Source organism: Pigmentiphaga sp. GD03639, assembly GCF_029845405.1.
Lineage (GTDB): Bacteria > Pseudomonadota > Gammaproteobacteria > Burkholderiales > Burkholderiaceae_B > Pigmentiphaga > Pigmentiphaga daeguensis.
In genome coordinates, this window is sequence record NZ_JAOCLR010000026.1 from 1 (window position 1) to 25,325 (window position 25,325).

Here is a 25,325-nt window from a genome sequence, read left to right on the forward strand (position 1 = left end):
TCGAAATCCGGGTAGCCCTGTTCGGCGATGGTGGGCAGGTCGGGGGCCAGCGCGGAGCGGGCCTTGGACGTGACGCCGTAGCCGCGCAGCTTGCCGTTGGCCAGGTAGGGCAGCATGTCGGGCAGGTTGTTGAACATCAGGTCCACCTGTCCGCCCAGGATGTCGGTCAAGGCCGGCACGCCGCCCTTGTAGGGCACGTGCAGGATGTCCACGCCGGCCATCTGCTTGAGCATCTCGCCCGCCAGGTGGGCGGAGGTGCCCGTGCCGAACGAGGCGTAGGACAACTTGCCCGGATGTTGCCTGGCGTAGGCGATCAATTGCGGCAGGGTCTTGGGCTCGAGTCCGGGCCGGCCCACCAGGATGTTCGCGGTGGCGCCCAGCAGGGCGACCGGTGCGAAGCCGTGTTCGGTGTCGTAGGGCAGCTTGGCGTAGAGCGAGGGGTTGATGGTGAAGCTGTTGGCCACCGTGACCAGGGTGTAGCCGTCGGCAGCGGATTTCGCCACCTGGTCGACGGCGATGACCGTGCCCGCCCCCGGCTTGTTCTCGATGATCAGGGGTTGGCCGAACCGGCCCTGCATGCCCTGCGCGACGGCGCGCACGACCTGGTCCATGGTGCCGCCAGGCGGGAAGGGCACCAGCCAACGCACCGGGCGGGCGGGGTAGGACTGGGCGTGGGCGGGCACCGCGGGCAGCAGCGCGCAGCCCGCCGCGCCGGCCATCGTCAGTAGGGCCTGGCGTCTATCCATGAGTGCGTATCCTTTCGGGAAGGGGAGGTGGACCCGCTTCGTGCCGGGCCGCGCGGGTGTTGGCAAAAGTATCGGGAGATCGGCGGCGGGCGGCAATCGTCCCAGCGGATACACTCTGTTCTCGCTGCGAGAACGGATGTCCCCATGCCTCACCTTGCCCATATCGATTTCCATGCTCCGTCGGCCGAAGTCGGTCCGCTGCTGATCGGCGTGACCCTGCTGGTGGACGGCGTGGGCGGACGCATCGTGGAGGCCGAGGCCTACGACAGGGAGGACCCCGCCTCGCACAGCTACTCGGGGCCCACGCCGCGCAATGCCTCGATGTTCGGCGAACCCGGCAGGGCCTACGTCTACCGGTCTTACGGCATCCACTGGTGCCTGAACCTGGTCTGCCGCGAATCCGGCCACGGCGCCGGGGTGCTGATCCGCGCGCTGGAGCCGACCCATGGCCTGGACATCATGCGCGCAAGACGCGGGGTGGACGATCCGCGGCTGCTGTGCTCGGGACCGGGGCGCGTGGGCCAGGCCCTGGGCATCGATCGCAGCTTCGACGGCATGCGGCTCGATCGCCCGCCCTTCGAACTTGTGGCGCGCGAGGGCGAGCCGGACATCGTCACCGGTCCGCGCATCGGTATCTCGAAGGCGCTGGACGTGCCGTGGCGTTTCGGGATGGCCGGTTCGCGCTTCCTGAGCAAGCCCTTCCCGCGGCGCTGAGCGCCGCGCGCCGCGGCCCATAGAAAAAGCCGAAGACGGGTTCCCGATTTTCGAATTGTTGCGGGGGGCGGGCGCGGCCACAATCGCGGTCACTCGGCATTCATGCCCATACCCATGACAGGAGACCCGCCATGCGCGCACGCATTCTTGCCGCGGCACTGGCTTGCTGCCTCGTGCCGGCAGCAAGCCAGGCCGCCCCGGCCGATACCTACCCCGACCGCCCGATCCGCCTCGTGGTGCCCTATGCCGCCGGCGGCGGCGTCGACCTGCTGGCGCGGAAATTCGCCGAGGCGCTGGGCAGCCAGGTGGGGCAGAGCGTATTCGTCGAGAACAAGGTGGGCGCGGGCGGCACGCTGGGCGCGGTGTCGGTCTCGCAGGCCAAGGCGGACGGCTACACGCTGCTGTTCGGCGGCTCGCCCATGATCACCAACAAGCTGATCAATCCCGCCGTGGGCGTGGACGTGCTGAAGAACCTGGCGCCCGTGTCGCTGATCAACATGAATCCCTTCGTGCTGGCGGTGGCGGGGACGTCGCCCTATCGATCGATCCAGGACATCCTGGCGGCCGCCCGCCAGTCCCCGGGCAAGCTGAACTTCGCCTCGGGCGGCGTGGGCACGGGCTCGCACCTGGCGGGCGCCGCGCTGGCCACGGCCACCGGCATCGACGTGGTCCACGTGCCTTATCGCGGCTCGGTGGATCTCGTGCCTTCGCTGCTGGGCGGCCAGACGCAGTTCTGCTTTCCGGTCGTGACGGCGGCGCTGTCGCAGGTCGAATCGGGCGCCGTGCGGGTGCTGGGCGTGACCTCGGCCAGGCGCCTGCCCATTCTTCCCGAGGTGCCGACGCTGAAGGAGGCGCTGGGCAACGACGACACGGTGATCGAATCGTGGAACGGCGTCTGGGGGCCGGCGGGCATGCCCGCGGACATCGTGGCCAAGTTGAACCGCGCGATCCACGAGACCTTCAAGCGCGGCGACCTGAACGCGTTCTTCGACAAGAACGGATCGCCGGTGGAGCTGTCGCCGACCGCGGACGATTTCGCCGACTTCCTGGCGAAGGAAACCGCCAAGTTCTCGCGCATCGTGCGCGCTTCCAAGATCGTTCAATTCTAGGCGCATGGCCATTCTATGAACCAAGATTTCCTGCCGCTGGCGGGCGTGCGCGTGCTGGATTTCTCGCACGTCATCGCCGGCCCCCTGGCGACCTTCTACCTTGCCCGGATGGGCGCCGACGTCGTCAAGATCGAGAAACCCGCCGGCGGCGACGTGCTGCGCCGGTCCGAGCGGGGGCCGTCGGCCTTCCTGTCGCTCAATGGCGGCAAGCGCTGTGTATCGCTGGATTTCCGCACCGAGCAAGGACGCGCCCAGGTCCTGGAGATGGCGCGCGAGACCGACGTGTTCGTGGACAACTTCCGCCCCGGATCGCTGGAGCGGCACGGATTGGGCTACGAAGCGATCCGGGCGGTCAACCCGCGCGTCGTCTATTGCTCGATCTCCGGGTTCGGCCGGACCGGGCCCTGGGCCGACCGGCCGGCCTACGACCACGTCGTGCAGGCGATGACCGGCATGGCGATGATGGGAGGCATGGAAGGCGACGACCCGATCAAGACCGGTTTCCCGGTGGTCGACGCGGCCACGGGCATGCTGGGTGCGCTGGCCATCGTGAGCGCCCTGCACCAGCGCAACCGCGACGGCCGCAGCATCCTGCTCGATGTGTCCATGGCGGCGGCGTCCATGCAACTGATGTACAGCTATGCCGTCGAGGCCCTGACCAAGGGCGTGTCGCCCCGCCGTGTCGGCAACCAGGGCTATTCGGGCAGCCCCGCCGCCGACTTCTTCCGCACGCGCGACGGCTGGATCGCGCTGGGGGCCAATACGCCCGCGCAGTTCGCCCGCCTGCTGGAGGTGCTGGGGCTGCAAGAGCTGGCCACCGATCCGGCCTTGTTCGACGTGTCGTCCGGGCCGGGCGAGCAGGTGTCTTTCCTGAGGGCGAAGGACCCCGTGTTGCTCAAGGCGCGGCTGCGGGAGCGGATGGAAGAATGGGAGGCGGCGCAGCTCGAACAGCGGCTGGCCCAGGCCGGCGTGCCGGCGTCCAAGGTCCGGTCGGTGGCGGAGTTCGCGGCCGACGCCGTCGCCAGCGGTGCGCTGGAGCCGGTGGTGCTCAAGGATGGCGAGGACAGCGCGGTGGTGCCGGGACTGGGCTTTCGCGCCTGGGCCTGAGCCGGGTCAGGCCGCCCGCGCGGCGGCCATCTGCCGGGCCGCCCAGACCACGGCCTGCCGCAGCGGTTCGACCCCGGGTAGCTGCATCACGGGTTGGCGCGCCAGGAACGCCAGCCGGCTGACCGGGATGTCGTCGGCGACGGGCAGTATGTGCACGCGGCCCATCCCGGCATAGTGGCGGACCGGCGACGATGGCGCGAAAGTCAGCATGCGGGTGGCCGCCACGACCTCTAGGTTCGTGTGATACGGGAAGGACTCGATGCGAGGTTCCGGCGGGACCAGGCCGGCGCCCAGGAACACGCGCTCGAGCACCCGTCGGGCCTGGGACGCCTTGGGCGGGACGATCCATTCCTGGTTCGCGAGATCGCCCAGCCGCAGCGAGGCATGCCGCGCGAGCGGATGGTCCGTCGCGCAGGCGAACAGGCGGCTTTCCTCGTGCAGCGGTTCGATGTGCAGGTCGGTCAGGTGGCCGCCCTGCACGGGCAACTCGTCCAGGTGGCAGATCGCGCAATCGATCTCGCTCCGGTCCAGGCCGCCGTACAGCACGTTGATGCCGCCATGCGTGATGGCGATGCGGGGCAGGGTGCCGGTGGATTCCATCCGGGCCATGGCCTGCGGCAGCAGCCAGGCGTCGAGCAGCGGCAGGACGCCGACGCGCACCAGCGGCGTGCTGCCCCGCACCACGCTTTCCAGCGCCGTGTCGAACGATGCCAGCGCGATGCGCAACTGCCTCAGCGCGAGATTGCCGGCGTCGGTCAGGCTGCCCCCGCGTGCGTTGCGTTCGATCAGCGTGGTGCCGAAGACCTCCTCCAGCGTCTGCACCATGCTGGTCACGGTGGGCTGGCTCAGGTGCAGGGCCTGCGCTACCGCGGCCAGCGAATGGTGCTCGGCCACCAGCTCCAGCAGGCGCAGGTGCTTGATGCGCAACTGGTCGCTGCGGTTGCGTCTGCTGTCGATGTTCACGTCGGCGTCTCGCGGAAAACTTAGGACGCCCGCATGGGCAGCCCCAGGTTGCTCATCAGCGTCTTGGCATTGCGAGGCGCTTCCACCTTCGCGTCATTGTCGAAGTAGCAGAACACATGGCGCCCGGCGGCGCGGCGCGGCGCCTTGCCGCCCATGCGGCGGGCGTCGCGTGGTTCGCTGCCGCGTGCCCAGGCCCGGATGCGCCGGGCCCAGCCATCCAGCGCCGCGTCGGTGTAGCCGCTGACGTACAGCTCCTGGTCGCCGTGCAGGCGGATGTAGACGAAATCGGCGGTGACGTCTTCGTAGTAGGGCCATTTGCCGGCGGTGTCAGCCACCACCAGGGCCATGCCGTAATGCCGCAGCATGTCGGTGAACGCCGGATCGACGAAACTGTCGTGCCGGATCTCGATCGCGTGACGCAAGGGCAGGCCGGGCTGGGCAGCCAGGCTGGCGCGGCCCTGCATGCGCGTCTCGTGCCGGGCCGCCAGCGCGCGGGCGTGATCGGTATCGTGCGGCAGGGCCTTGAAGAAGGTTTCGAACAACGCCGGGTCGAACCGCAGGCTGGGCGGGAACTGCCACAGGATGGGGCCCAGCTTGTCCTTGAGTTCGAAAAGCCCCGACGCCAGGAAGTTGGCCAGCGGCCGATCGATTTCGCGAAGCCGCAGGATGTGGGTCATGTAGCGCGGTCCCTTCACGCTGAAAAGGAAGCCCTTGGGCGTGTCGGCATGCCAGCGGGCGTAGCGCTCGGGCGTCTGCAGCGAATAGAACGAACCGTTCAGTTCTATGGTCGAGAATTCGCGCGACGCGTAGGCCAGTTCCAGCCGCTGCGGCAGGTCGTCCGGATAGAACACCCCTCGCCAGGGAGGGTAGCGCCAGCCGGAGATGCCCACGCGCATGTCGCCCATGGTGTCATGGACCGCCGGGAAGGCTGCGGTCACCCTGGCCCAGCGGCAACTGCATCATGACGGTATCGACCCAGCGGCCGTGCTTGAAGCCCACGCTGCGCAGCACGCCGGCGTGTTCGAACCCGACCTTGCGGTGCAGAGCGATGGAGGCCGCGTTGCCGCTGTCGCCGATGACGGCCACCATCTGGCGCCAAGGCCCTTCCTGGCAGCGCGCGATCAGGGCCCGCATCAAGGCCACGCCGATTCCGCGCCCGCCCGTGCCGTCGGCGACGTAGACGGAGTTTTCTATGGTGTGGCGGTAGGCCGGCCGCGCGCGGTAGCTGCCGGCATAGCTGTAGCCGACGATCGTGCCGTCCTGCTCGGCCACCAGATAGGGCAGGCCAAGCCCGAGCACGGCGGCGCGGCGGGCGCGCATGTCTTCCACGGTGGGCGGAACTTCCTCGAAGCTGGCGATGCCGTTCAGGACATGGAAGGCGTAGATGGCCTGGATGGCGACCAGGTCGGCGTCGCAGGCGTCGCGGATGACGAGCGTGGGCGAGGGGGACAGGAGTGCGGAGGTGCTGGACATGACGATGAACGTTCCTGGAGCCCGGCCGCGGCCGGGCGCAAGCCATTACTTTACCCAAGAACGCCGCCGCCCCCCATCGGAGGGCGGCGAAGTCGCCGGTCAGTTCTTGGTGGCGTACAGGTAGATCTCGGTGCGGCGGTTGGCGGCGCGGCCTTCCACCGTATCGTTGCTGGCGATCGGGTCGTTGGGGCCGCGGCCTTCGGTGGTCAGGCGCGCGGGCGAGACGCCCTTGCTGGTCAGGTAGTTGACCACCGCCTGCGCGCGGTTCTGCGACAGGGTCTGGTTGAGCGACATCTGGCCGGTGTTGTCGGTATGGCCGACGGCCTTGGCGCGCAGTTCGGGATGCTCGTTCAGTGTCTTGGCGACGCTGTCCAGCACGGGCAGCAGCGCCGGCTTGAGCGCGTAGCTGCCGGTGTCGAACGAGACGCTGCTGGGCACGTTGACCTTCAGCGAACCATCGTTCTGTTCGGTCATGTCGATGCCCAGGTCCTTGGAGCCGGACTTCTCGACGTCCTGCTTGACGGTTTTCCAGTTATAGCCGACCAGCCCGCCCGCCACGGCCCCCAGGCCGGCGCCGATGGCCGCGCCCTTGGAGTTGCCCAGCAGAGCGCCCAGCCCGGCTCCCAGGGCGGCTCCGCCGCCGGCGCCGATGGCCGTGTTGGTCTGCTGCTGGTTGGCGCAACCGGCGACGAAGACGCCAAGCGCCGCGACCAGGGCAATTTTGGAGAGGGTGTTGGTTTTCATGTTGACCTCCTGGAGTGGACTGGGCAAAAGCGCCGTTACGTATTCGCGACGCTTTAGCAGGCTGATGTTAGCCCTTCCATATGACCGGGAATCGCAACATTTTGTACGTTTTGAGGATGGTTTGCATTCTTGCCGCGGCGCTCAGCCGGCGGCGCGGCACTGGTTGCGCACGAACTGCCGGATGCGGTCCATCGCGTGCAGCGAGGCGGGCGAGCCAGGTTCGACGGTGATGAACATATGGGCCTCGTCGTCGTACTTCAGCACGTCGATCGCGCCGCCGGCCCGCCGGTATTGCTCGCCGAAGGCATCGGCGCGGAAGTGGTCGACGTTGGCATCGTCCGTGCCCTGTATCAGCAGCACGGGCGGCAGGTGGCGGGCTTCCCCGCGTTCCACGATCAACTGGGGGTTGTCCCGTTCCATGGCGGCCTCGTCCTGCCAGAAGGCGTGGTGCGCGTCCAGCAATGGCGCGAGCCGGCGTTCGCGGGCCATCCGGTAGCGTGCCAGCGGATCCAGGATCGGCCAGCAGGCCACCGCAAAGCGGACCAGCGGCGCCGGATCCGCCGCCGCGCCGGGGGCGCCCCCCAGCAAGGCGTTCAGCATCAGCAGGTGGCCGCCGCTGGACGTACCCAGGCCGCCCACCCATTCGGGACGGCTGCCCAGCCGGTTCGCGTGCCGGCGGGCCCAGGCCAGGCCGGCGTGGACGTCGGCGAAGGTGGTGGCCGCTTCGGCTTGCGGCGGCATGCGGAAATCCAGTGCGAACGTGGCAATGCCCTCGTCCGCCAGCGCCTCGTGCATGGAGGCATTGTTCAGCCGGTTGCCCCGGATCCAGGCGCCTCCGTGCACGTCGACCAGCAGGGGGACGGCGGCATCGCAGCGGGGCCGGTACAGCCGCCCCGGCAGGGCCTGGCCGTCGAAGGCGGGGAACTCCAGGTCTTGAATGTCGAATCCGGACATGGGCGGGCTCGCTTGGAGGCGGACGTCCTGTTTTGGTCGATACGCCCCGATCTTCGCACACTTGGCGGCTTTCCGTGCTTTTCGCGGCGCGCATGCGGGGCGACGGCCGGATGCAACAGCCGGGTTACGTTTGCATTCGCCGTTTTGACGTATATCCGGCAGAATGGCTGTGCTTGCCGCGGCGGGCCTCGACCCTTCCTCCGGAAGCTGCTTGCGGGCAAGCTCACTCAAGGAGAGAGAGCATGAAACGTCGTCAGTTCCTCTACGCCACCGCTACCGCCGGCCTGCTGGTCGCCGCGGGTTGCACCACGACCGACCCCAACAAGGGCGGCGACAGCTCGCCCGCCGCCAAGCGCAGCCGGATCGATTCCGGGGTCAACGAAACGCTGAACCGCCTGTATTCCACGGTCGACGGTTCCCGCGAACTGGGCAACAAGGCGCGCGGCATCCTGGTCTTCCCCAGCGTGATCAATGCCGGCTTCATCGTCGGCGGCGAGTACGGTGAAGGCGCGCTGCGCGAAGGCGGACGCACCACCGGCTACTACAGCACCGCCAGCGGCTCGTTCGGCTTCCAGGCCGGGGCGCAGTCCAAGGCGCTGGTGTTCATGTTCATGAACCAGGCCGAACTCGACCGCTTCAAGTCCAGCAACGGCTGGACCGCCGGCGTGGACGGATCGGTGGCGGTGGTCAAGGCGGGCGTCAACGCCGCGGTCGACACCAATACCGCCCGGGCTCCGGTCGTGGCCTTCGCGCTGACCAACGCCGGCCTGATGGCCGGCCTGACGGTGGAAGGCACCAAGATCTCCAAGCTCAATCTGTAGCGGGACCGGCCGCCGGCGGATGGGGATGACCTTCCTGTCCGTCGCGGGATCCTCGCATTGCCGGTGCGGGGCGGTCCCCGGAAACTGGCGGCACCTCCGCGGACGGTTGGGCACGGCGCCCGGCGCGCGGGGGTGGAGTCCCGCCCATGTCTCTTCCTGTTATCTCCGCCCGGCGGCGTCGGCAGCGCGGCCAGTCCATGGTGGAGTACGTCATCATCGTCGCGCTCGTGGCCGTGGCCGCGATCGCCGTCTACCAGCTGTTCGGGCAGGTGGTCCGTTCCCAGACGGCCGCGATGGCCCGCGAACTCGCGGGCGAGGACGGCTCGACCGAATCGCGGGCGGCGCAGACCGCGGCCAAGGGTGCCCGGTCCCAGACCTCCGCCCGTTCGCTCAAGTCCTTCACCGGCAACGCCGCGCAGGCGGGCGCGAACTAGATGCGCGCCGTGGATCGCTCGCAGGCCGGACAGGCGTTGGTGCTGGCGGTGGCGCTGCTCGCCGCGGCGGCCGCCGGGTTGGTGCAGCTCTTCAACGGCGGGCAACTGCTGCGCGAGAAGGTCCGGTTGACGCGCGCGCTGGATGCGGCGGCCTATAGCGGCGCGCTGGCACAGGCCCGGAGCCTGAATTTCCTTGCCTATGCCAATCGCGCGCTGGTGGCCCACCAGGTGGGCATGGCGCATGCCATCACGCTGGCCTCGTGGGCCAGATTCGGCGATACGCAGGCGCGCCGGCTGGCGTCTTCCAATCCGCCCGCCAGCCTGATCGGCGGCCTGTTCGGCGCCGCGCATGGCCGGGCCTACCGGAGCGCCGCGGGCGCCGCCGGAGCAGGCAGCGCCGCCGACTGGGGAGACGGCGCGCTGGCCCGCGCCTTCGCCGAACACGATCGCGTCGTGCACGATGTCCTGGTGCGGGCGCAGGCGGCCGTCCAGCAATCGTTGGCCGACACCCGCATGCGGACCATGCGCGCCGTGCTGGCCGCCCACTATGACGATGGCGCCACGCATCTGGACGCATCCCTGCTGGCCGATACGCTGCCGGGTTTCCTGGTCCGGCATGGCGGCGCGGCGCGGAACCGGCTCAGGGGCATGGTGGAAGAGGCCAACGCGCACTACGGCTTTCTGTCGCCGCGCGATCACGACCGTCGCAGTTTGTTGCCAACGGAGTGGCGATGCCCCTGGCTGCGGCACGAGCTGCGGCGCCGGGGCGCGACCTCGCTGATGGGGCTGGATGCCTGGCGGTCGGTCGACACGCTGTCCTTCCATGCGCTGCGGTCCAATCGCTGGATAGGCTGCTACTACCGTGAATACCCCATGGGCTGGGGCAGCGCCAAGAGCGATGCTTCGTTGGCGGACGACGATCTGCCCCATGTCGATGAACCTCCCGAGGATTTCTCCGACCAGGATTTCTGGCGCTGGGTGAGCGGGCATACCGATTGGAACCTGCTGGATGGGGCGGCCAATCCGCTCGCCAATTCGTTCGCGTTGTCGCAAGGCGTGCTGTGGCAGGGCCGAGGACTGCCGTCGTTCGCCGGATTAGCCGGCAAGCAGGCCGGAGAACCGATTCTTCGCTTTGCCGCAAGGGCCACCCGCGATGCGGCGGCCATGAGGACGACGGACGCCGCCGGGCCACGAGGCGGAGCGGGCCGCCTGGCGTCCGGAGCGGGGCTGGGGGCGGGCGGACTGGCCGCGGTCAGCGCCGCGTCGACCTACTATCGACGACCCGTCGGGCGTGCCGACGGGGGCTCGGAGCGACCCAGTCTGTTCATGCCGTACTGGCAGGCCGGCCTGAGTCCCGTCGCGGCGGCGGAGCGCGAGCAGGCATGGCGCAGGCAGGGGGCGACGCGATGAACGGGCCCATGGAGCGCCAGTGTGGCCAGGCCATGGCCGAGGCCCTGCTCGCGCTGGGCGTGCTCGGAACATTGTGGGTGTTGGGCTCGGCACTGGGGCGGCTGCAGGATCTCGCGCTACAGACCGAGTTCGCCGGACGCCATCTTGCCTTCATCGTCGCGCAGGAGGCGCCGCGGGAAATACGCGAGCGCGCACAGGCCTACTTCTTTCATCCTGATCGCCATCGCTGGCTCAACCATGATGGATCCGCATTGCTGCCCGATCGGGCCGGACGATTTTCCATGGACCTCCGGCAGGCGGCCGGGCTGCTGCCAGACCGGGCGCAGCCCGGGGGGAATGCCGAGCCGGCGCGCATGATCAGAGGGGAGTTGTTGCCGGCGTATCCGGGGCTGGTGGCCGGGCGGGTGTCGGTGCAACCCGACGTCGCGCCGGCTGCCAGGCTGGGCGGGTGGGGAACCAGGGCCCCGCTGTCCAGCCGGTTCGCGATCCTGGTGAATGCCGGCCACGCCCGGGACGATGGCGATGTCCAGGCGCGCATCGCCGGCGCTCCCAGGGCGTGGAGCGACGCCGCGCGGCGTACGGAGCGGGCCGGCCGCGCCGTGTCGGCATTGTCGCGCGTCGATCGGCCCTGGGACCGCCCGCCGCCGCAATTCGATTGGCTCACGGCGTGGCAAGGCCTGCTGCCTTCGGACCTTGCGGGAGGCTCGCGATGATCGCCGCCCGGTGCCGCCAGCCGGTGCGAGGTGGCTTCATGCTCGTGATGGGGCTGCTATGGAGCCACGCGGCAGCGGCCCAGCCCAGCGTGCCACCCGGCGCGGTGGACCGGGGCTGGGGAGGCCGCGTGCGCGTGAACGGCGTGCGCATGGACGTGCGCCTGTTCGAGGTCCGGCAACCGCCGCTCGAGGTCGCCGACGGCGTGGCCAGGCAGCCGGGGCTGGATCCCTGGCTGCTGCCTTTGCCCGATGGCGTGATGCTGAGCGGCATTCGAGACGAGCGCCCCTGGTTGATGCAGCTTCGCCGGTCTCGATCCGGCGCGACGCAGGGACTGCTGGCCGTCGGCCTCGATGCGAAGGCGAATGAGCGCGCCTTGCCCGCCGCGTGGACGCCAGCGGGGGCAACGCTGCTGCTGGACCTGCAAACCCAAGACGAGCGGGGTCGGGTGGCCCATCGGCTTTACGTCCACGATGCCGACACCGCGACATTTTCCCGGTTGCTGCAAGCCAGGCTGACGGCGCTTGGATGGCGTGCGGCATCGGATGGAGGACTGATGGAATGGCATCGCGCGCGGCGGGTGCTGCAGCTGGTGGTGGTGGCGCGGGAGCAAGGAAGCGGCTTGCTTGCCGTGGAGATCGAGACGGGCGAATGAAGGAGCGAACGAGCATGATCGTGGCGGGCAGGAGGCGGGGCGCGCGATGGCTGCGGGGGCAATCCGCCGCGGAGTATCTCGTCGTGGCCATGTTGCTGGCCGGCGTGGCCGGCGCAGGATGGTTTGGCGAGGGGGGCGGATTGCTGGCATGGCTGCTCGAGGCCTTGCGCGGTTTTCATCTGCGTTTCGCCGGCTCGCTGGCCTTGCCGCTATGATGCCGCGCCTGCCCCGTCTTCGCGTGGACCGGAAGTGGTGGGTGCTGGCCGTGGCGCTGGGGGCCGGAAGCCTGGCCGCATGGCTTGGGCAGCGCCAGATCCAGGGCCGCATCGACGCCATCGAGGCCGATGCGCGCGCCGCGCGCATCGCCGTGGTCGTTGCCGCGTCCGACCTGGAGGCCGGCCAGCGCCTGTCGGCGGACCTGGCGGCGGTGCGCGAGATCCCGGCCGAGTGGGCGCCGTCCGGCGCCGTCGACCCCGGCAGGTTCGGCGATCTCGACGGCGCTGTGCTGGCCCACCCGGTACGGGCCGGCGAACCTCTCCTGCCGCTGCACCTGGAGGCCGGGCGCCCGGCTCCGCTGGCCGAGCGACTGGGCGAGGGGCGCCGGGCGGTGACCATACCGGTGGACGAGATCAGTTCGGTATCGGGCTTGGTGCAGCCTGGGGACCTCATCGACCTGTACGTGTCCTTCGACCATCGCGGCAAACGGACGACCATGCCGCTGCTGCAACGGATGCGCGTGCTGGCCACGGGACACCAGACCGAGACGCAGGGGGCCGGAGGCGAGGCGCCGCGCGGCGCGTTCTCCACCGTGACGCTGGATGCGACGCCGGACGAGGCGGTCAAGCTCATCATCGCGCGCGATGGCGGAATCCTTACCGCCATGCTGCGCCGCCCGGGGGACGGCAGCCCGGCGCCTGGCCGGGTGTCGGGCGGGCTCGCTTCCCTGCTGGGGCTGGGCGATGCGGAGCCGCCCGAGCCGCGCCGGCGGGCGGGCGCGACCATCATCTATGGCGACCGCGCTCCCCGCCGTATTCCCGGCCTGGGCGAGGCCGGCGAAGGGCAGGGAGGCCTGCCATGAGCGCCGCCATCATGGGGCGAGCCCTGCGCGGCGGTCCCGGTATCGTGTTCGCCATCCTGGCCTGCGCGGCGCAGGCAGCCGAGCCGTCGTCCGCCCCGTGGCCTGCATGGCTCGAGCAGGAAGAGGTGCCCGCGGCGGCACCTGCGGCCCAGTCCGGCCAGGACCTTCCGGACGTCGAGATGTACGTCGGCGAGACCCAGGTGTTCCCGGCGCCGGGCGTGGCGCGGGTGGCCGTGGGCAATGGCCGGGTCATCAACGCGGCCACGGCCGACGACAGGGAGGTCGTGGTGTTCGCCAACGCGGCCGGCACGTCGTCGCTGGTCATCTGGGACGGGGACGGCGCCATGCGGCGCATGCGCATCACCGTCGTGCCAGGCCAGTCCTCGCGCGTGCAGCGGGAGATCGAGGCCTTTCTCGCCACCATCCCATCGGTGCGCAGCCGGCTCGTCGGCGACAAGATCATCGTCGAAGGCGACGACCTGAGCGACGCGGACCAGGCCCGCATCGCGCTACTGGCGCGCCGCTATCCGCAGGTGGTCGATTTCACCGGGCAGCTCGGCTGGGAGCGCATGGTGATGATGGACGTCAAGGTGGTCGAGATGCCGCGTTCGAGGCTGCGCGAACTGGGCGTGCGCTGGGATGGCGCGAGCACCGGCGGCCTGAACGCGGGGCTGGCCTGGGACGCCGCGGTGGGGCGGCCCCTGCGGGCGGCAGCCGGCGACGCCGCGCAACGTCCCGGAGGCGGCCCCATCGAGTTGCCGTTCCCGGCCACGTCCCCGGCGGGGTATCTGGGCATGAATGCCCTGTTGTCCGCGCGCATCCAGGCCATGGCCCAGAGCGGCGAGGCGGTCATCCTGGCCCAGCCGCAACTGTCGGCGCGCAGCGGCTCCACCGCGCGCTTTCTTGCGGGCGGGGAAGTGCCCTATGCGACGGTGGACAGGAACGGCGCGTCGAACACGACCTTCAAGCCCTATGGCGTCACCTTGCAGATCGCGCCGCGGGTCGATGCGGGCGGCACGGTGCGGTCCGTCATCGACGTCGAGGTCAGCGCCGTGGATCCTTCGGTGACGGCCACGGGCGGCCCCGCGCTCAAGGTGCGCAGGACCGCCACGGAGTTCAACGTGCGCTCGGGCGAGACGCTGGTCCTGAGCGGCTTCCTGTCGCGCGAGCAGTCCCAGGACCTGGATGGGTTGCCCGGCCTGTCCAGCCTGCCCATCCTGGGGCCCTTGTTCGGGTCGCGCAGGTTCCAGCGGCGCGAGACCGAACTGGCCATCTTCGTCACCCCGACCGTCGTCACCCAGCGCAATCCCGACCTGCGAGAGCGCATCGACCGCGGGCAGCGAGTGCTGGACGAGACCTTCGGGCCGGAACGGCTGAACGTCCCCGTGCGGCCCGATGCCCCTTTCCTGGAGCGATGATGCTGGACATCGAGATCCTGACCGACGAGGACCATGCGGCCTCGTTGAGCGTGGCGTCGCCGGCGGTGATCGGACGCGGGGATGGCTGCGAGATCCGCCTGCGCCACTGGCGGGTCGCCCGCCGGCACGCCCGGCTGGAGGAGCGGACCGAAGGCGTGTTCGTGGAAGACCTGGGATCGCTGGGCGGGACCTTGGTCAACGGCCGCCGCATCCTCCAATACGGACCCTTGTTGCCCGAGGACGAGATCGTCGTCGGCGCCGTGATGTTGCGTGTACGAGCGGTTGCCGCGCTGGCCGGCGAGGCGTCGTCGCCAGGCGGCGCGCCCCCGTCGGCGGACGGGGCGGCCGCGCCGGTTGCCCGGTCCGCCGCGGGCCACACGCAAGAAGCGGCGATGGTCGAATGGCGGCGCCGGCTGCATGCGCGCCTGCTGGAGGCCCTGGACCTGCGCCGGCGCGACGTGTCCGCCATGAGCGATGCGGCCTTGCGGCAGGAGGCCGACCGCCTGCTGGAAGCGCTGGTGCTGGATGCCGATGCCGAGATTCCCGCTGACCTGGACCGCGATGCGCTCCGCCGGCAGGTCGTGGACGAGGCGGTCGGGCTGGGCCCGCTGGAGTCCTTGCTCGCCGACCCGGACATCTCCGAGATCATGGTCAACCGGCACGATGAGCTGTATGTAGAGCGCGGCGGCGTCCTGTGCCGGTATCCGGCGGTATTCAGCAGCGATCAGTCGGTCCTGGGAGTGATCGAGCGCATCGTCTCGCCGCTGGGCCGCCGCATCGACGAAAGCTCGCCCATGGTCGATGCCAGGCTGCGCGACGGCTCGCGGGTGAATGCGATCATCGCGCCGTTGGCGCTGAAGGGGCCGGCCCTGACCATACGCAAGTTCCCCGCCCGCCGCTTGCGGATGGAGGACCTGGTGGAGGGCGGATCGCTGGATGCGCACATGGCGGCGTTCCTGCGCTTGTGCGTGGAGCGGCGCAAGAACATCGTCGTCTCCGGCGGGACCGGCTCGGGCAAGACGACGCTGCTCAACATCCTGTCGAACTTCATCCCGCCGGCCGAGCGTGTCATCACCATCGAGGACGCCGCCGAATTGCGCCTGGCGCACGAGCACCTGGTCTCGCTGGAGGCGCGGCCGGCCAACCTGGAAGGCCGGGGCGCGGTCTCCATCCGGGACCTGGTGCGCAACGCGCTGCGCATGCGGCCGGACCGCATCGTGGTGGGCGAGTGCCGGGGCGCCGAGGCGCTGGACATGTTGCAGGCGATGAACACTGGCCACGAGGGCTCGTTGACGACGCTCCACGCCAATACGCCACGCGACGCGATGTCGCGGCTCGAGACCCTGGTGCTGATGGCGGGCATGGACCTGCCGCTGGGAGCCATACGCGAGCAGATCGCCTCGGCGATCGACATCGTGGTCCAGCAGGGCCGCAGCGCGGCCGGGCAGCGGCGGGTGACCGCCATCGTCGAGGTCAGCGGCATCGAGAGCGGCCGTATCCAGCTGCAGGAGCTGTTCCGTTTCGAGCGGCCGGATGGTGCGGTGCCCGGCGACGCCGGATACTTTCAGGGCTGCGAGCTCATGCCCAGTTTCCTCGATGAGTGGCGGGCCGCCGGCGCCGTCATTTCGCCGCAATGGTTCTGCGAGCGCACGCCGGCGCCGGACGGGCCCCGGAGCCTTGCATGAGCGCACGCGCCATCGACGCGCTCATCGCCTGCGCGGTGCTGGTCTGCGTATCGCTGCTGGTCTGGATCGCCTGCGGGTGGGTGCGCGACAGCCTTGTCCGGTACCGGGAGGTGTTCACCGAGACCGCCCGCGTCCGCATGAGCGAGTTCTTCCTGTTCGTGGACGTGAACCAGCTGTGGGTGGCGCACGTTGCGGTGGTCGGCCTGCTGGCGGCCGTCGGCGGGTGGTTCGCGCAGAGCTGGGTCTTCGCCGCCGCCGGCGCGGCGGCCGGGGCGTGGCTGCCGCGCCAGGTCGCCCGCCACCTGCGCACGCGCCGCATGCGCAGGTTCGATGCGCAGTTGCCCGACGCGCTGCTGGCCCTGGCCAGCGCCTTGCGCGCCGGCGCCAGCCTGCAGGCGGGGCTGCGCCAGATAGCGACAGAAAGCGAGGCGCCGCTGGCCCAGGAGTTCGCGCTGCTGATGCGCGAGCAGCGCTTTGGCGTGAGCATGGACCAGTCGCTGGCGAACCTGCATGCGCGCGTACCCACCGAAGCGGCCAGCCTGGTCGCTTCGGCGCTGCGGATCGCCGCCGATACCGGCGGCAACCTGGCCGAGACCCTGGAGCGGATAGGCGGGACCGTGCGTGCACGGCTGCACATGGAAGGACGGGTACGCGCGCTTACGGCCCAGGGCCGCTTGCAGGCCAGGGTGGTGGGAATCCTGCCGTGGCTGCTGCTGGCCGCGCTGCATCGCCTGGAGCCCGAGGCGATGCAGCGTCTGTGGACCACTCCCGGGGGATGGGCCGTGCTGGCCCTGGTCGCGGCGCTGGACATCCTCGGGCTGTGGATGATCGCCCGCATCGTCCGGATCGACATATGACAACCGAAGGCGGACTTCATGGGGAAGGCGGCGCTCACGCGACGAGGCCGGCATGGACATGACCGCGCTGCTGATCGGCCTGGCCGTGGCGGCGCTGGCGGTCCTGGCCTGCCTGCTGGTCATCGACCCGCCCCCCTTGCCGGACCGGACGGCCGAGGCGCCGCCGCGCGCCTTCCGGCTGGCCTGGCCCCTGGTCTCGGCGGCCGCCCACTATGGCCGGCCCTGGCTTTCGTGGCAGGGCCGGCGCCGCATCGAGTCCCAACTGGTCCGGTCCGGCCTGCGCCATGGCCTGGCACCGGTGCACATCCTGGGGGCGCAGGTGCTGTGCGCCTGCGCCGGTGGATTGGCCGCCGCGCTGCTGGCGTCGTCGTGGTCCGGGCTTCCCGCCCTGGCGGCCTGGGCCGCGGCGGGCGCGGCGGCGGGCGGAACCTATCCGCGTCTCTGGCTGCGCGACCGGGTGCGCCGCAGGCGGCGGGACATCCTGCGGGCCCTGCCATTCGTGCTGGACATGACCACCCTGTGCGTCGAGGCCGGCCTGCACGTGGGCGCGGCTCTGCAGCAGGCGGTCCAGAAAGGGCCGCCCGGGCCGCTGCGCGATGAACTGCGCCGCGTGCTGGGCGACGTGCGCACCGGCGTGCCGCGCACGCGCGCGCTCAAGGACATGGCCGAACGCCTGGAGATTCCCGAGATACGGGCCTGGACCGGCACGCTGGCCCAGGCCGACGCGCTGGGCATGAACCTCGCTCCCATCCTGCGCGCACAGTCCGACCAGCGTCGGGCCGAACGCTTCCTGCGCGCCGAGCGCCTGGCGCTGGAGGCGCCGGTCAAGATGCTGCTGCCCCTGATCGCCTGCATCTTTCCGTGTTCTTTCGTCGTGATCGGCTTTCCGATCGCGGTCAAGCTCATGGATACGGGTTGGTAGGGGCATGGCCTGGCATCGCGCGACCAGCTGCCTGGGCCGCCTGCGCGGATGGTTGGGGCAAGTCCCGCCGGCGCCGGGCGATGGCCTGTGGATTGTGCCCTGCCGGGCGGTTCACACCGTGGGCATGTCCTGGCCCATCGATGTCGTCTTCGTGGACCGGCGGGGCAGGGTGCTGCGCATCGTGCCGGCATTGCGCCCGGGCCGGGCGGCCTGTTGCTGGCGCGCGTGGGGCGTGCTCGAACTGGCGGCCGGAGAAGCCGCGAGGCTGGGATGGAGGCAGGGGATAAGAGTGAGCCGGCGCCGCGCATCGACGCCGATGCGGTCCGGCCCATGAGGCGGGTGCGGCGCCGGCTCACTCTTCCCGCGGACGTCAGCCGCGCGTCTCGTCCAGCACGCGCTGCGCTTCCTCGCGCACGCGGGCCGGGGCGGTGCCGCCGATGTGCGAGCGCGACGCCACCGAGCCTTCCAGCGTCAACACCGCGTGGATGTCCTCGCCCACCAGCGGATGGAAGGCGCGCAGCTCGTCCACCGACAGGTCGGCCAGGTCGCAGCCGCGTTCCACGCAGGCACGCACGGCCAGCGCGACCGCTTCGTGCGCGTCGCGGAAGGGCACGCCCTTCTTGACCAGGTAGTCGGCCAGGTCGGTGGCGGTGGAGAAGCCTTGCAGCGCGGCGGCGCGCATGGCCTCGGGCTTGACCTGGATGCCGCCGGCCATGTCGACGAAGATGCGCAGGGTGTCGCGCACGGTGTCGGCGGTGTCGAACAGGCCTTCCTTGTCTTCCTGGTTGTCCTTGTTGTAGGCCAGCGGCTGGCCCTTCATCAGGGTCAGCAGCGCCACCAGGTGGCCGTTCACCCGGCCGGTCTTGCCGCGCGCCAGCTCGGGCACGTCGGGGTTCTTCTTCTGCGGCATGATGGAGCTGCCGGTGCAGAAGCGGTCGGCCAGGTCGATGAAGCCCACGCGCGGGCTCATCCACAGCACCAGCTCTTCCGACAGGCGCGAGATGTGCGTCATGACCAGCGCGCCGGCGGCGCAGAATTCGATCGCGAAGTCGCGGTCGGACACCGCGTCCAGCGAATTGCGGCACACGCCGTCGAAGCCCAGCGTGCGGGCCACGCGCTCGCGGTCGATGGGATAGGAGGTGCCGGCCAGCGCGGCGGCGCCCAGCGGCAGGCGGTTGACCCGCTTGCGGCAGTCGGCCAGGCGCTCGGCGTCGCGGCCGAACATTTCGGCATAGGCCAGCAGGTGGTGGCCGAAGGTGACGGGCTGGGCGACCTGCAGGTGGGTGAAGCCGGGCAGGATGGTGTCGGCGTGTTGCAGCGCGAGCGTGGCCAGCGCGTGGCGCAACTGGCGCAGCAGGTCGGTCAGCGTGTCGATCTCGGCGCGCAGCCACAGTCGGATGTCGGTGGCGACCTGATCGTTGCGCGACCGGCCCGTGTGCAGGCGCTTGCCGGCGTCGCCCACCAGTTCGGTCAGGCGGCGCTCGATGTTCAGGTGGACGTCTTCCAGGTCGAGCAGCCATTCGAAGCGGCCGGCGTCGATCTCGGTTTCGATGGCGGCCATGCCGCGGCGGATGTCGGCAAGGTCCTGCTGGGTCAGGATGCCGACGGCATGCAGCATGTCGGCATGCGCCAGCGAACCCTGGATGTCGAACTTGGCCAGGCGTTTGTCGAAGTCCACCGAAGCGGTGTACCGTTTGACGAGGTCGGACACCGGTTCGGAGAACCGGGCTGACCAGGCTTCGGCCTTCTTGGCGAACTGGTCTTGGGGGCGGGGGTCGGTCGATTTGGACATGGCGCGGATTATAAAGCGGGTTATGGCGGTTACTGTATCGGGAACGGGCTCGCCCGGGGTACTGGTGGTAGGGCGGGACGCGGCGTTCTGCCGCCGCCTGTCGGCGCAGCTCAGGACGCTGGCCAGGCGCCTGCCGTTGCATCTGCTGCCGCCCGCCGTGGGCGCCGACCAGGCGCGGCGGGCGGATCCGGCTCCCGGCGTGGCGCTGCTCGACCTGGGCCTGCCCGACGCCCAGGGCTACGCGCTGGCCCGGGCCTGGGAACGGTCGGGGCCCCGGCTGGTGCTGCTCCTGCCCTCGCTCGACAGCCTGCCCCAGGCCGAGCAACTGCGCGCGAGCGACCTGCTGGTGCCGCCGATACGCATCGACCGCCTGGAGCAGGCGCTGCGGCAAGCGCTGGGCACCAGCCCATCGCCGGACGCCCTGATGGCCCACGGGCGAGACGGCACGGTCGCGGTGCCGGTGGAAGAAGTGCTCTACCTGCGCGCCGACGGCAAGTACGTCAGCCTGCGCACCCGCCAGGGCGAATTCCTGACCGATCGCGCGCTGGCCGACCTGTCGCGCGCTTTCCCCGAACGTTTCATCCAGGCCCATCGCAACGCGCTGGTGGCCCGCTCGGCCATCGCCGGCGCGCGCCTGGTCACCCCGGAACTTACCGGGGGCGATGCCGATCCCTATTGGGAACTGCTGCTGCATGGCGTGCCCGACCGCATCGCGGTGGCGCGCCGGCGCTGGCCGCTGGTGCGGCGCTGCCTGCCGCAAGGCCGTGCGGCCCAGTCCCTTTCCCCGGAGGCGATTTGACCGATACCGCCGTCGAATTGATCGACGACCTGGGCACCCTCGATCCGGCCGCCTGGGATGCCCTGGCCGCCGGCAACCCTTTCGTCGCGCACGCCTATCTGCACGGCCTGCACGCCACCGGCTGCGCCGTCCGGCGCACGGGCTGGCAGCCCACCTGCCTGGTGCTGCGGCGGGCGGGCAAGCTCGTGGGTGCCATGCCGCTGTACGTGAAGTCCCATTCCCGGGGCGAATACGTGTTCGACCAGGCCTGGGCGGAAGCCTTCGAGCGCCATGGCCTGCCGTACTACCCGAAACTGTTGTGCGCCGTGCCGTTTACGCCCGTGGGCGGCCCGCGCCTGCTGGCGGCGGCCCACGAGGACCGGGTGCTGCTGGCCCGCGCCGCGATCGAGGTCGCGCGGCAGGCGGGCGTCTCGTCGCTGCACGTGCTGTTTCCCCGCGACGACGACCTGCGGGCGCTGCGCGAGGCGGGGTACATGCTGCGCGAAGGGGTCCAGTTCCATTGGCGCAACGACGGCTATGACAGTTTCGACGCCTTCCTGGCCGCGATGAACCACGACAAGCGCAAGAAGATCCGCCAGGACCGCAAGAAGGTCGAGCAGGCGGGCATACGCTTTCGGCACCTGCGCGGCGCGGCCATCTCCGCCGACGACCTGGCGTTCTTCTATCGCTGCTACGCCTCCACCTATGCCAACCACTGGTCCTCGCCCTACCTGAAACCGGCCTTCTTCCAGGCGCTGCACGCCGCCATGCCCGAGGCGCTGCTGCTGGTCATGGCCGAGCGGCACGGCGAGCCGGTCGCCTGCGCGTTGAACGTGGCCGCCGGCGACACCCTGTACGGCCGCTACTGGGGCTGCGTGGATTTCGTATCGGGCCTGCACTTCGAGACCTGCTACCTGCAGGCCATCGCCTATTGCATCGCCCACGGCATCGCCCATTTCGAAGGGGGCGCCCAGGGCGTGCACAAGATCTCGCGCGGCCTGCTGCCGGTGCCGACCTGGTCGGCGCACTGGGTGGCGGACGAACGTTTCGCCGCCGCCATCGCCGATTTCCTGGACCGCGAAACCCGTGGCATGAACCGGTACCTGGACGAACTGGAGTCGCACTCGCCCTTCAAGGCCCCGGCCGATTGACCGGGCAGGGTGGCTGCCGGGACGTCGGCGGGCCATCGGCCTTATGATGTGAGCTACTCCTTGGCGCTGACTTACACGATGAAAGGCAATTTCTTCAACCTCTACGCGCACCGGTTCGCGCGGGTGGCCGTGGGCGTGCCCCGCTGCCGGGTGGCCGACCCCGCGTTCAACGCGGCACAGACGCTGGACCTGGCGCGGCAGGCGGCCGCGCAGGGAGCGGCGCTGGTGGCCTTCCCCGAACTGGGGCTTTCCGCCTACACCTGCGACGACCTGTTCCACCAGGCCGCGCTGCTGGAGGCCTGCGAACGGGCGCTGGGCGACATCGTGGCCGAGTCCGCCGGGCTGCCGGCCGCGCTCATCGTGGGGCTGCCGCTAAGGGTGAACCATTCCCTGTTCAATTGCGCCGTGGTGGTGGCGCGCGGACGCATCCTGGGCGTCGTGCCCAAGACCTACCTGCCCAACTACGGCGAGTTCTACGAGGCCCGCCAGTTCACCGCCGGCGATGCCACGGTGGCCACCCACGTCGAGCTGGCCGGACAACGGGCGCCCTTCGGGCCGGACCAGCTGTTCGAGGTGGCCGACGTGCCGGGGCTGCGCTTCCACATCGAGATCTGCGAGGACGTGTGGGTGCCGATTCCGCCGTCGTCCTTCGCGGCACTGGCGGGGGCCAGCGTGCTGGTGAACCTGTCGGCGTCGAACATCGTGGTGGGCAAGTCGGGATACCGGCACCAGCTCGTCAGCCAGCAGTCGGCGCGCTGCCTGGCGGCCTACCTGTACACCTCGGCAGGGCGGGGCGAATCGTCCACCGACCTCGCCTGGGACGGCCAGTCCATCATCTACGAGAACGGCGAGCTGCTGGCCGAGTCCGGCCGCTTCCTGGACGACTCGCATCTCATCCTGGCCGATGTCGATCTCGAGCGCCTGTCGCACGAGCGCATGCGGCAGACCACGTTCGGCCAGTCGGTGCTGCGCCACAAGGCCGAGACCGAGCGTTTCCGGACGACTGCCTTCGAGATCGGCCTGGCCGTGGACCAGCCCCTGGCGCTGCGGCGCAAGGTCGAGCGCTTTCCCTACGTGCCGGCCGACCGCCGGCGCCGCGACGAGCGCTGCGACGAGGTCTACAACATCCAGGTCCAGGCGCTGGTGCAGCGGCTGTCCGCCATCGGCATGGACAAGGTGGTGATCGGCGTGTCCGGGGGACTGGACTCGACCCACGCGCTGTTGGTCTGCGCCAAGGCCATGGATCGCCTGAACCTGCCGCGCGCCAACATCATCGGCGTGACCATGCCGGGCTTCGCCACCAGCGGGCGCACCCTGCAGCAGGCGCGCGCGCTGATGCGCGTGGTCGGCTGCACGGCCATGGAGATCGACATCCGGCCCAGCTGCGCGCAGATGCTCAAGGACATCGGGCATCCGTACGCCTCGGGCCAGGAACTCTACGACATCACCTTCGAGAACGTGCAGGCCGGCGAGCGCACCAGCCACCTGTTCCGGCTGGCCAATTTCCACAACGCCATCGTCATCGGCACCGGCGACCTGAGCGAACTGGCGCTGGGCTGGTGCACCTATGGCGTGGGCGACCACATGTCGCACTACAACGTCAACGCCAGCGTGCCCAAGACCCTGATCACCCACCTGGTGCGGTGGGTGGCCGAGACGGGCAAGGTGGGTGACGGCAGCCAGGTGCTGCTGGACATCCTGGGCACCGAGATCAGTCCCGAGCTGGTGCCGGGCAAGACCGACGGCGCGCCCGCGCAGCGGACCGAACAGTTCATCGGGCCCTACGAGCTGCAGGACTTCAACCTGTACTACATCCTGCGCTATGGCTTCGCGCCGTCGAAGGTCGCCTTCCTGGCGCTGGCCGCCTGGCACGACCGCGAGCGCGGCGACTGGCCCGAGGAAGCGCACGTGCCGCGCAACCAGTACGAACTGGCCGCCATCAAGCGCAACCTGGGCATCTTCGTGCACCGGTTCTTCAAGACCAGCCAGTTCAAGCGTTCGTGCGTGCCCAACGCGCCCAAGGTCGGCTCGGGCGGTTCGCTGTCGCCGCGCGGCGACTGGCGCGCCCCCAGCGATTCCGAAGAGATCGTCTGGAAGGCCGACCTTGCGAACGTTCCCGATACTCCGCCGGACGCCTGAAGGCCGGCGCCCGGCCGGCTACAATCCCAGTCATCGCATCTTCGCCATTCCCGCCAGCATCTCGACAAAGGTCCAGCCATGAAGCAAGTCACCGCCATCATCAAACCGTTCAAGCTCGACGAGGTCCGCGAAGCACTGGCCCAGGTCGGCGTCAATGGTCTGACCGTGACGGAGGTCAAGGGCTTCGGCCGCCAGAAGGGACATACCGAGCTCTATCGCGGCGCCGAATACGTGGTCGACTTCCTGCCCAAGATCCGCATCGAGCTGGTGATCGCCGACGAACTGGTCGACCAGGCCGTGGAGGCCATCATCCGCGTGGCGCGCACGGGCAAGATCGGCGACGGCAAGATCTTCGTGACGCCCGTCGAGCAGGTCATCCGCATCCGCACCGGCGAGACCGGCGAAGCCGCGGTCTGACGTCCGGGCGGCCATTGCCGCCCCCGGCGTCCGCCATATATTTCTCACAAGAATAAAGAAATGATGAATATATGGTTTGATGACATATGTGGATTTGTTACGTTTACGTCTCTCGCATCCACATAGTCAGAAGAAGGACGCCGTTTCATGTTCAAGAAGATCATCGTGCTCGCGGCCACGTCGGCCGCGCTGCTCACGGCAGTGACGGGGACGGCGCAAGCCCAGGACAAGCCGCTGCTGAACGCCTCGTACGACGTTGCGCGCGAGGTGTTCGCCGCGGTCAATCCCAAGTTCCAGGCGTACTGGAAGACCAAGACCGGCCACGACATCAAGATCGACCAGTCGTTCGCCGGCACTTCGCGCCAGGCGCAGGACATCATCCAGGGCAAGAAGGTCGACGTCGTGACCTTCAACCAGGTGCCCGACGTCGACATCCTGGCCCAGCGCGGATTGCTGCGCAAGGACTGGCAGAAGGCCTTCCCGAACAACAGTTCGCCGTACTACAGCACCATCGCCTTCCTGGTGCGCAAGGGCAACCCCAAGAACGTCAAGAACTGGGACGACCTGGCGCGCGACGACGTCAAGCTGGTGTTCCCGAACCCCAAGACCTCGGGCAACGCGCGCTATACCTACCTGGGCGCGTGGCTGTACGCCAACGAGAAGTTCGGCGGCGACCAGGAGAAAATCAAGCAGTTCGTCGGCAAGGTCCTGCACAACGTCGTCAACTTCCCCACCGGCGGGCGCGGCGCGACCGTGGCGTTCGCGCAGAACGGGCAGGGCGACGTGCTGCTGACCTTCGAGTCGGAAGTGATCAACATCGCCAAGGGCGAGGAATTCAAGGCGGGCGGCTATGAGGTCGTGGTGCCGCCGGTGTCCGTACTGGCCGAGTTCCCCGTGGCCGTGGTCGACAAGGTCGTGGACGAGAAGGGCACCCGCCAGCTCGCCACCGAATACCTGAACTACCAGTACACCCGCGAGATCCAGCTGCTGCTGACCACCTTCAACTACCGGGTCAACCATCCCGACGTCGCCAAGGTCGTGGCCGACCGTTATCCCAAGGTGCGCCTGATCGACCCGACCAAGGTGCTGGGTTCCTGGGATGACATCACCAAGAATCACTTCGGTTCCAACGGCGTGTTGGACCAGTTGCTGGCCAAGCGCTGATCGTGGCGGCGCCGGTCCCGGGGCCGGTGCCGGTGCCGTACAATCCTTCCCGGCAAGGCGCGGCCACCCCGCAGGTGGGCCGC

General features: G+C 69.6%; 27 protein-coding genes. 20 read left to right on the plus strand and 7 right to left on the minus strand.

Annotation, left to right across the window (positions count from 1 at the left end):
- Positions 1 to 746 (minus strand): tripartite tricarboxylate transporter substrate-binding protein (locus N5K27_RS22145; protein WP_279818885.1); only part of this gene is annotated, 746 nt, incomplete at its 3' end.
- 144 nt (positions 747 to 890) lie between these two features.
- Here N5K27_RS22145 and N5K27_RS22150 point away from each other — a divergent pair.
- From N5K27_RS22150 to N5K27_RS22160, 3 genes are all read left to right on the plus strand, one after another.
- Positions 891 to 1,460, plus strand: coding sequence for a DNA-3-methyladenine glycosylase (locus tag N5K27_RS22150; RefSeq protein ID WP_279818887.1), 570 nt, complete (start codon positions 891 to 893; stop codon positions 1,458 to 1,460).
- 131 nt (positions 1,461 to 1,591) lie between these two features.
- Positions 1,592 to 2,569, plus strand: a complete 978-nt coding sequence (locus N5K27_RS22155) for a tripartite tricarboxylate transporter substrate binding protein (RefSeq protein WP_132979267.1) — start codon at positions 1,592 to 1,594, stop codon at positions 2,567 to 2,569.
- A gap of 15 nt (positions 2,570 to 2,584) precedes the next feature.
- Positions 2,585 to 3,676, plus strand: coding sequence for a CoA transferase (locus N5K27_RS22160; protein ID WP_279818890.1), 1,092 nt, complete (start codon positions 2,585 to 2,587; stop codon positions 3,674 to 3,676).
- A 6-nt stretch (positions 3,677 to 3,682) separates the two neighbouring features.
- Here N5K27_RS22160 and N5K27_RS22165 read toward each other — a convergent pair whose 3' ends face one another.
- From N5K27_RS22165 to N5K27_RS22185, 5 genes are all read right to left on the minus strand, one after another.
- Complete coding sequence (locus N5K27_RS22165) at positions 3,683 to 4,639, minus strand: LysR family transcriptional regulator (RefSeq protein ID WP_279818893.1); 957 nt, start codon at positions 4,637 to 4,639, stop codon at positions 3,683 to 3,685.
- A 20-nt stretch (positions 4,640 to 4,659) separates the two neighbouring features.
- Positions 4,660 to 5,544 (minus strand): DUF72 domain-containing protein, encoded by an 885-nt coding sequence (locus N5K27_RS22170; protein ID WP_279819115.1) that lies wholly within the window; start codon positions 5,542 to 5,544, stop codon positions 4,660 to 4,662.
- 4 nt (positions 5,545 to 5,548) lie between these two features.
- Complete coding sequence (locus tag N5K27_RS22175) at positions 5,549 to 6,112, minus strand: GNAT family N-acetyltransferase (RefSeq protein WP_279818895.1); 564 nt, start codon at positions 6,110 to 6,112, stop codon at positions 5,549 to 5,551.
- 99 nt (positions 6,113 to 6,211) lie between these two features.
- Positions 6,212 to 6,856: an OmpA family protein gene (locus tag N5K27_RS22180; RefSeq protein WP_087839863.1), complete on the minus strand. Its 645-nt coding sequence runs from the start codon at positions 6,854 to 6,856 to the stop codon at positions 6,212 to 6,214.
- A 141-nt stretch (positions 6,857 to 6,997) separates the two neighbouring features.
- Positions 6,998 to 7,810, minus strand: coding sequence for an alpha/beta hydrolase (locus N5K27_RS22185; protein ID WP_087839862.1), 813 nt, complete (start codon positions 7,808 to 7,810; stop codon positions 6,998 to 7,000).
- A 242-nt stretch (positions 7,811 to 8,052) separates the two neighbouring features.
- Here N5K27_RS22185 and N5K27_RS22190 point away from each other — a divergent pair, with 242 nt between their 5' ends.
- From N5K27_RS22190 to N5K27_RS22245, 12 genes are all read left to right on the plus strand, one after another.
- Positions 8,053 to 8,631 (plus strand): YSC84-related protein, encoded by a 579-nt coding sequence (locus N5K27_RS22190; protein ID WP_087839861.1) that lies wholly within the window; start codon positions 8,053 to 8,055, stop codon positions 8,629 to 8,631.
- Between the two features lie 146 nt (positions 8,632 to 8,777).
- A complete protein-coding gene (locus N5K27_RS22195) occupies positions 8,778 to 9,065 on the plus strand; it encodes a hypothetical protein (protein WP_279818900.1) in 288 nt (95 codons plus the stop codon).
- Entirely contained in the window at positions 9,066 to 10,475 is a 1,410-nt protein-coding gene (locus tag N5K27_RS22200; protein WP_132979272.1) for a hypothetical protein, read from the plus strand.
- 32 nt (positions 10,476 to 10,507) lie between these two features.
- Positions 10,508 to 11,188, plus strand: a complete 681-nt coding sequence (locus N5K27_RS22205) for a hypothetical protein (RefSeq protein ID WP_132979273.1) — start codon at positions 10,508 to 10,510, stop codon at positions 11,186 to 11,188.
- 44 nt (positions 11,189 to 11,232) lie between these two features.
- Positions 11,233 to 11,841, plus strand: a complete 609-nt coding sequence (locus N5K27_RS22210) for a hypothetical protein (RefSeq protein ID WP_279818904.1) — start codon at positions 11,233 to 11,235, stop codon at positions 11,839 to 11,841.
- Entirely contained in the window at positions 11,838 to 12,056 is a 219-nt protein-coding gene (locus N5K27_RS22215; RefSeq protein WP_176400784.1) for a hypothetical protein, read from the plus strand. Before N5K27_RS22210 ends, N5K27_RS22215 begins: the two co-directional genes overlap by 4 nt.
- Positions 12,053 to 12,919 (plus strand): Flp pilus assembly protein CpaB, encoded by an 867-nt coding sequence (gene cpaB / locus N5K27_RS22220; protein ID WP_176400783.1) that lies wholly within the window; start codon positions 12,053 to 12,055, stop codon positions 12,917 to 12,919. The genes N5K27_RS22215 and cpaB overlap by 4 nt, the downstream gene beginning before the upstream one ends.
- Positions 12,916 to 14,337 (plus strand): pilus assembly protein N-terminal domain-containing protein, encoded by a 1,422-nt coding sequence (locus tag N5K27_RS22225; protein WP_243724416.1) that lies wholly within the window; start codon positions 12,916 to 12,918, stop codon positions 14,335 to 14,337. Before cpaB ends, N5K27_RS22225 begins: the two co-directional genes overlap by 4 nt.
- The gene (locus N5K27_RS22230) at positions 14,337 to 16,022 is read left to right on the plus strand and encodes an ATPase, T2SS/T4P/T4SS family (protein WP_087839855.1); all 1,686 of its coding nucleotides are present in this window, start codon (positions 14,337 to 14,339) and stop codon (positions 16,020 to 16,022) included. Before N5K27_RS22225 ends, N5K27_RS22230 begins: the two co-directional genes overlap by 1 nt.
- Positions 16,019 to 16,879: a type II secretion system F family protein gene (locus N5K27_RS22235; RefSeq protein WP_279818909.1), complete on the plus strand. Its 861-nt coding sequence runs from the start codon at positions 16,019 to 16,021 to the stop codon at positions 16,877 to 16,879. The genes N5K27_RS22230 and N5K27_RS22235 overlap by 4 nt, the downstream gene beginning before the upstream one ends.
- Positions 16,880 to 16,931: 52 nt before the next feature.
- Positions 16,932 to 17,801 carry a type II secretion system F family protein gene (locus N5K27_RS22240; RefSeq protein ID WP_279818911.1) on the plus strand — a complete coding sequence of 290 codons (870 nt, stop codon included), beginning with the start codon at positions 16,932 to 16,934 and terminating at the stop codon, positions 17,799 to 17,801.
- 4 nt (positions 17,802 to 17,805) lie between these two features.
- Positions 17,806 to 18,135, plus strand: coding sequence for a DUF192 domain-containing protein (locus N5K27_RS22245; RefSeq protein WP_279818914.1), 330 nt, complete (start codon positions 17,806 to 17,808; stop codon positions 18,133 to 18,135).
- Positions 18,136 to 18,171: 36 nt separating this feature from the next.
- On the opposite strand, the gene argH is transcribed toward N5K27_RS22245, so the two are convergent.
- Complete coding sequence (argH, locus tag N5K27_RS22250; protein WP_279818917.1) at positions 18,172 to 19,593, minus strand: argininosuccinate lyase; 1,422 nt, start codon at positions 19,591 to 19,593, stop codon at positions 18,172 to 18,174.
- 22 nt (positions 19,594 to 19,615) lie between these two features.
- Here argH and N5K27_RS22255 point away from each other — a divergent pair, with 22 nt between their 5' ends.
- The 5 genes from N5K27_RS22255 (at position 19,616) to cysP (ending at position 25,242) form a co-directional block, all read left to right on the plus strand.
- A complete protein-coding gene (locus N5K27_RS22255; protein WP_279818920.1) occupies positions 19,616 to 20,392 on the plus strand; it encodes a LytTR family DNA-binding domain-containing protein in 777 nt (258 codons plus the stop codon).
- Positions 20,389 to 21,522, plus strand: a complete 1,134-nt coding sequence (locus N5K27_RS22260) for a GNAT family N-acetyltransferase (protein WP_279818923.1) — start codon at positions 20,389 to 20,391, stop codon at positions 21,520 to 21,522. Before N5K27_RS22255 ends, N5K27_RS22260 begins: the two co-directional genes overlap by 4 nt.
- A gap of 78 nt (positions 21,523 to 21,600) precedes the next feature.
- The gene (locus tag N5K27_RS22265) at positions 21,601 to 23,661 is read left to right on the plus strand and encodes an NAD(+) synthase (RefSeq protein ID WP_279819119.1); all 2,061 of its coding nucleotides are present in this window, start codon (positions 21,601 to 21,603) and stop codon (positions 23,659 to 23,661) included.
- A gap of 78 nt (positions 23,662 to 23,739) precedes the next feature.
- Positions 23,740 to 24,078: a P-II family nitrogen regulator gene (locus N5K27_RS22270; RefSeq protein ID WP_124688498.1), complete on the plus strand. Its 339-nt coding sequence runs from the start codon at positions 23,740 to 23,742 to the stop codon at positions 24,076 to 24,078.
- Positions 24,079 to 24,225: 147 nt separating this feature from the next.
- Positions 24,226 to 25,242, plus strand: a complete 1,017-nt coding sequence (gene cysP / locus N5K27_RS22275) for a thiosulfate ABC transporter substrate-binding protein CysP (protein ID WP_087839847.1) — start codon at positions 24,226 to 24,228, stop codon at positions 25,240 to 25,242.
- The last annotated feature ends 83 nt before the right edge of the window (positions 25,243 to 25,325 follow it).

Excerpts from the sequence above, each read along its gene's own strand:
- N5K27_RS22150 (WP_279818887.1), top strand. The coding sequence starts at position 891 with ATGCCTCACCTTGCCCATATCGATTTCCATGCTCCGTCGGCCGAAGTC.
- N5K27_RS22155 (WP_132979267.1), top strand. The coding sequence starts at position 1,592 with ATGCGCGCACGCATTCTTGCCGCGGCACTGGCTTGCTGCCTCGTGCCG.
- N5K27_RS22160 (WP_279818890.1), top strand. The coding sequence starts at position 2,585 with ATGAACCAAGATTTCCTGCCGCTGGCGGGCGTGCGCGTGCTGGATTTC.
- N5K27_RS22170 (WP_279819115.1), bottom strand. The coding sequence starts at position 5,544 with ATGGGCGACATGCGCGTGGGCATCTCCGGCTGGCGCTACCCTCCCTGG.
- N5K27_RS22175 (WP_279818895.1), bottom strand. The coding sequence starts at position 6,112 with ATGTCCAGCACCTCCGCACTCCTGTCCCCCTCGCCCACGCTCGTCATC.
- N5K27_RS22180 (WP_087839863.1), bottom strand. The coding sequence starts at position 6,856 with ATGAAAACCAACACCCTCTCCAAAATTGCCCTGGTCGCGGCGCTTGGC.
- N5K27_RS22185 (WP_087839862.1), bottom strand. The coding sequence starts at position 7,810 with ATGTCCGGATTCGACATTCAAGACCTGGAGTTCCCCGCCTTCGACGGC.
- N5K27_RS22190 (WP_087839861.1), top strand. The coding sequence starts at position 8,053 with ATGAAACGTCGTCAGTTCCTCTACGCCACCGCTACCGCCGGCCTGCTG.
- N5K27_RS22195 (WP_279818900.1), top strand. The coding sequence starts at position 8,778 with ATGTCTCTTCCTGTTATCTCCGCCCGGCGGCGTCGGCAGCGCGGCCAG.
- N5K27_RS22200 (WP_132979272.1), top strand. The coding sequence starts at position 9,066 with ATGCGCGCCGTGGATCGCTCGCAGGCCGGACAGGCGTTGGTGCTGGCG.
- N5K27_RS22205 (WP_132979273.1), top strand. The coding sequence starts at position 10,508 with ATGGCCGAGGCCCTGCTCGCGCTGGGCGTGCTCGGAACATTGTGGGTG.
- N5K27_RS22215 (WP_176400784.1), top strand. The coding sequence starts at position 11,838 with ATGAAGGAGCGAACGAGCATGATCGTGGCGGGCAGGAGGCGGGGCGCG.
- cpaB (WP_176400783.1), top strand. The coding sequence starts at position 12,053 with ATGATGCCGCGCCTGCCCCGTCTTCGCGTGGACCGGAAGTGGTGGGTG.
- N5K27_RS22225 (WP_243724416.1), top strand. The coding sequence starts at position 12,916 with ATGAGCGCCGCCATCATGGGGCGAGCCCTGCGCGGCGGTCCCGGTATC.
- N5K27_RS22230 (WP_087839855.1), top strand. The coding sequence starts at position 14,337 with ATGCTGGACATCGAGATCCTGACCGACGAGGACCATGCGGCCTCGTTG.
- N5K27_RS22235 (WP_279818909.1), top strand. The coding sequence starts at position 16,019 with ATGAGCGCACGCGCCATCGACGCGCTCATCGCCTGCGCGGTGCTGGTC.
- N5K27_RS22240 (WP_279818911.1), top strand. The coding sequence starts at position 16,932 with ATGGACATGACCGCGCTGCTGATCGGCCTGGCCGTGGCGGCGCTGGCG.
- N5K27_RS22245 (WP_279818914.1), top strand. The coding sequence starts at position 17,806 with ATGGCCTGGCATCGCGCGACCAGCTGCCTGGGCCGCCTGCGCGGATGG.
- argH (WP_279818917.1), bottom strand. The coding sequence starts at position 19,593 with ATGTCCAAATCGACCGACCCCCGCCCCCAAGACCAGTTCGCCAAGAAG.
- N5K27_RS22255 (WP_279818920.1), top strand. The coding sequence starts at position 19,616 with ATGGCGGTTACTGTATCGGGAACGGGCTCGCCCGGGGTACTGGTGGTA.
- N5K27_RS22265 (WP_279819119.1), top strand. The coding sequence starts at position 21,601 with ATGAAAGGCAATTTCTTCAACCTCTACGCGCACCGGTTCGCGCGGGTG.
- N5K27_RS22270 (WP_124688498.1), top strand. The coding sequence starts at position 23,740 with ATGAAGCAAGTCACCGCCATCATCAAACCGTTCAAGCTCGACGAGGTC.
- cysP (WP_087839847.1), top strand. The coding sequence starts at position 24,226 with ATGTTCAAGAAGATCATCGTGCTCGCGGCCACGTCGGCCGCGCTGCTC.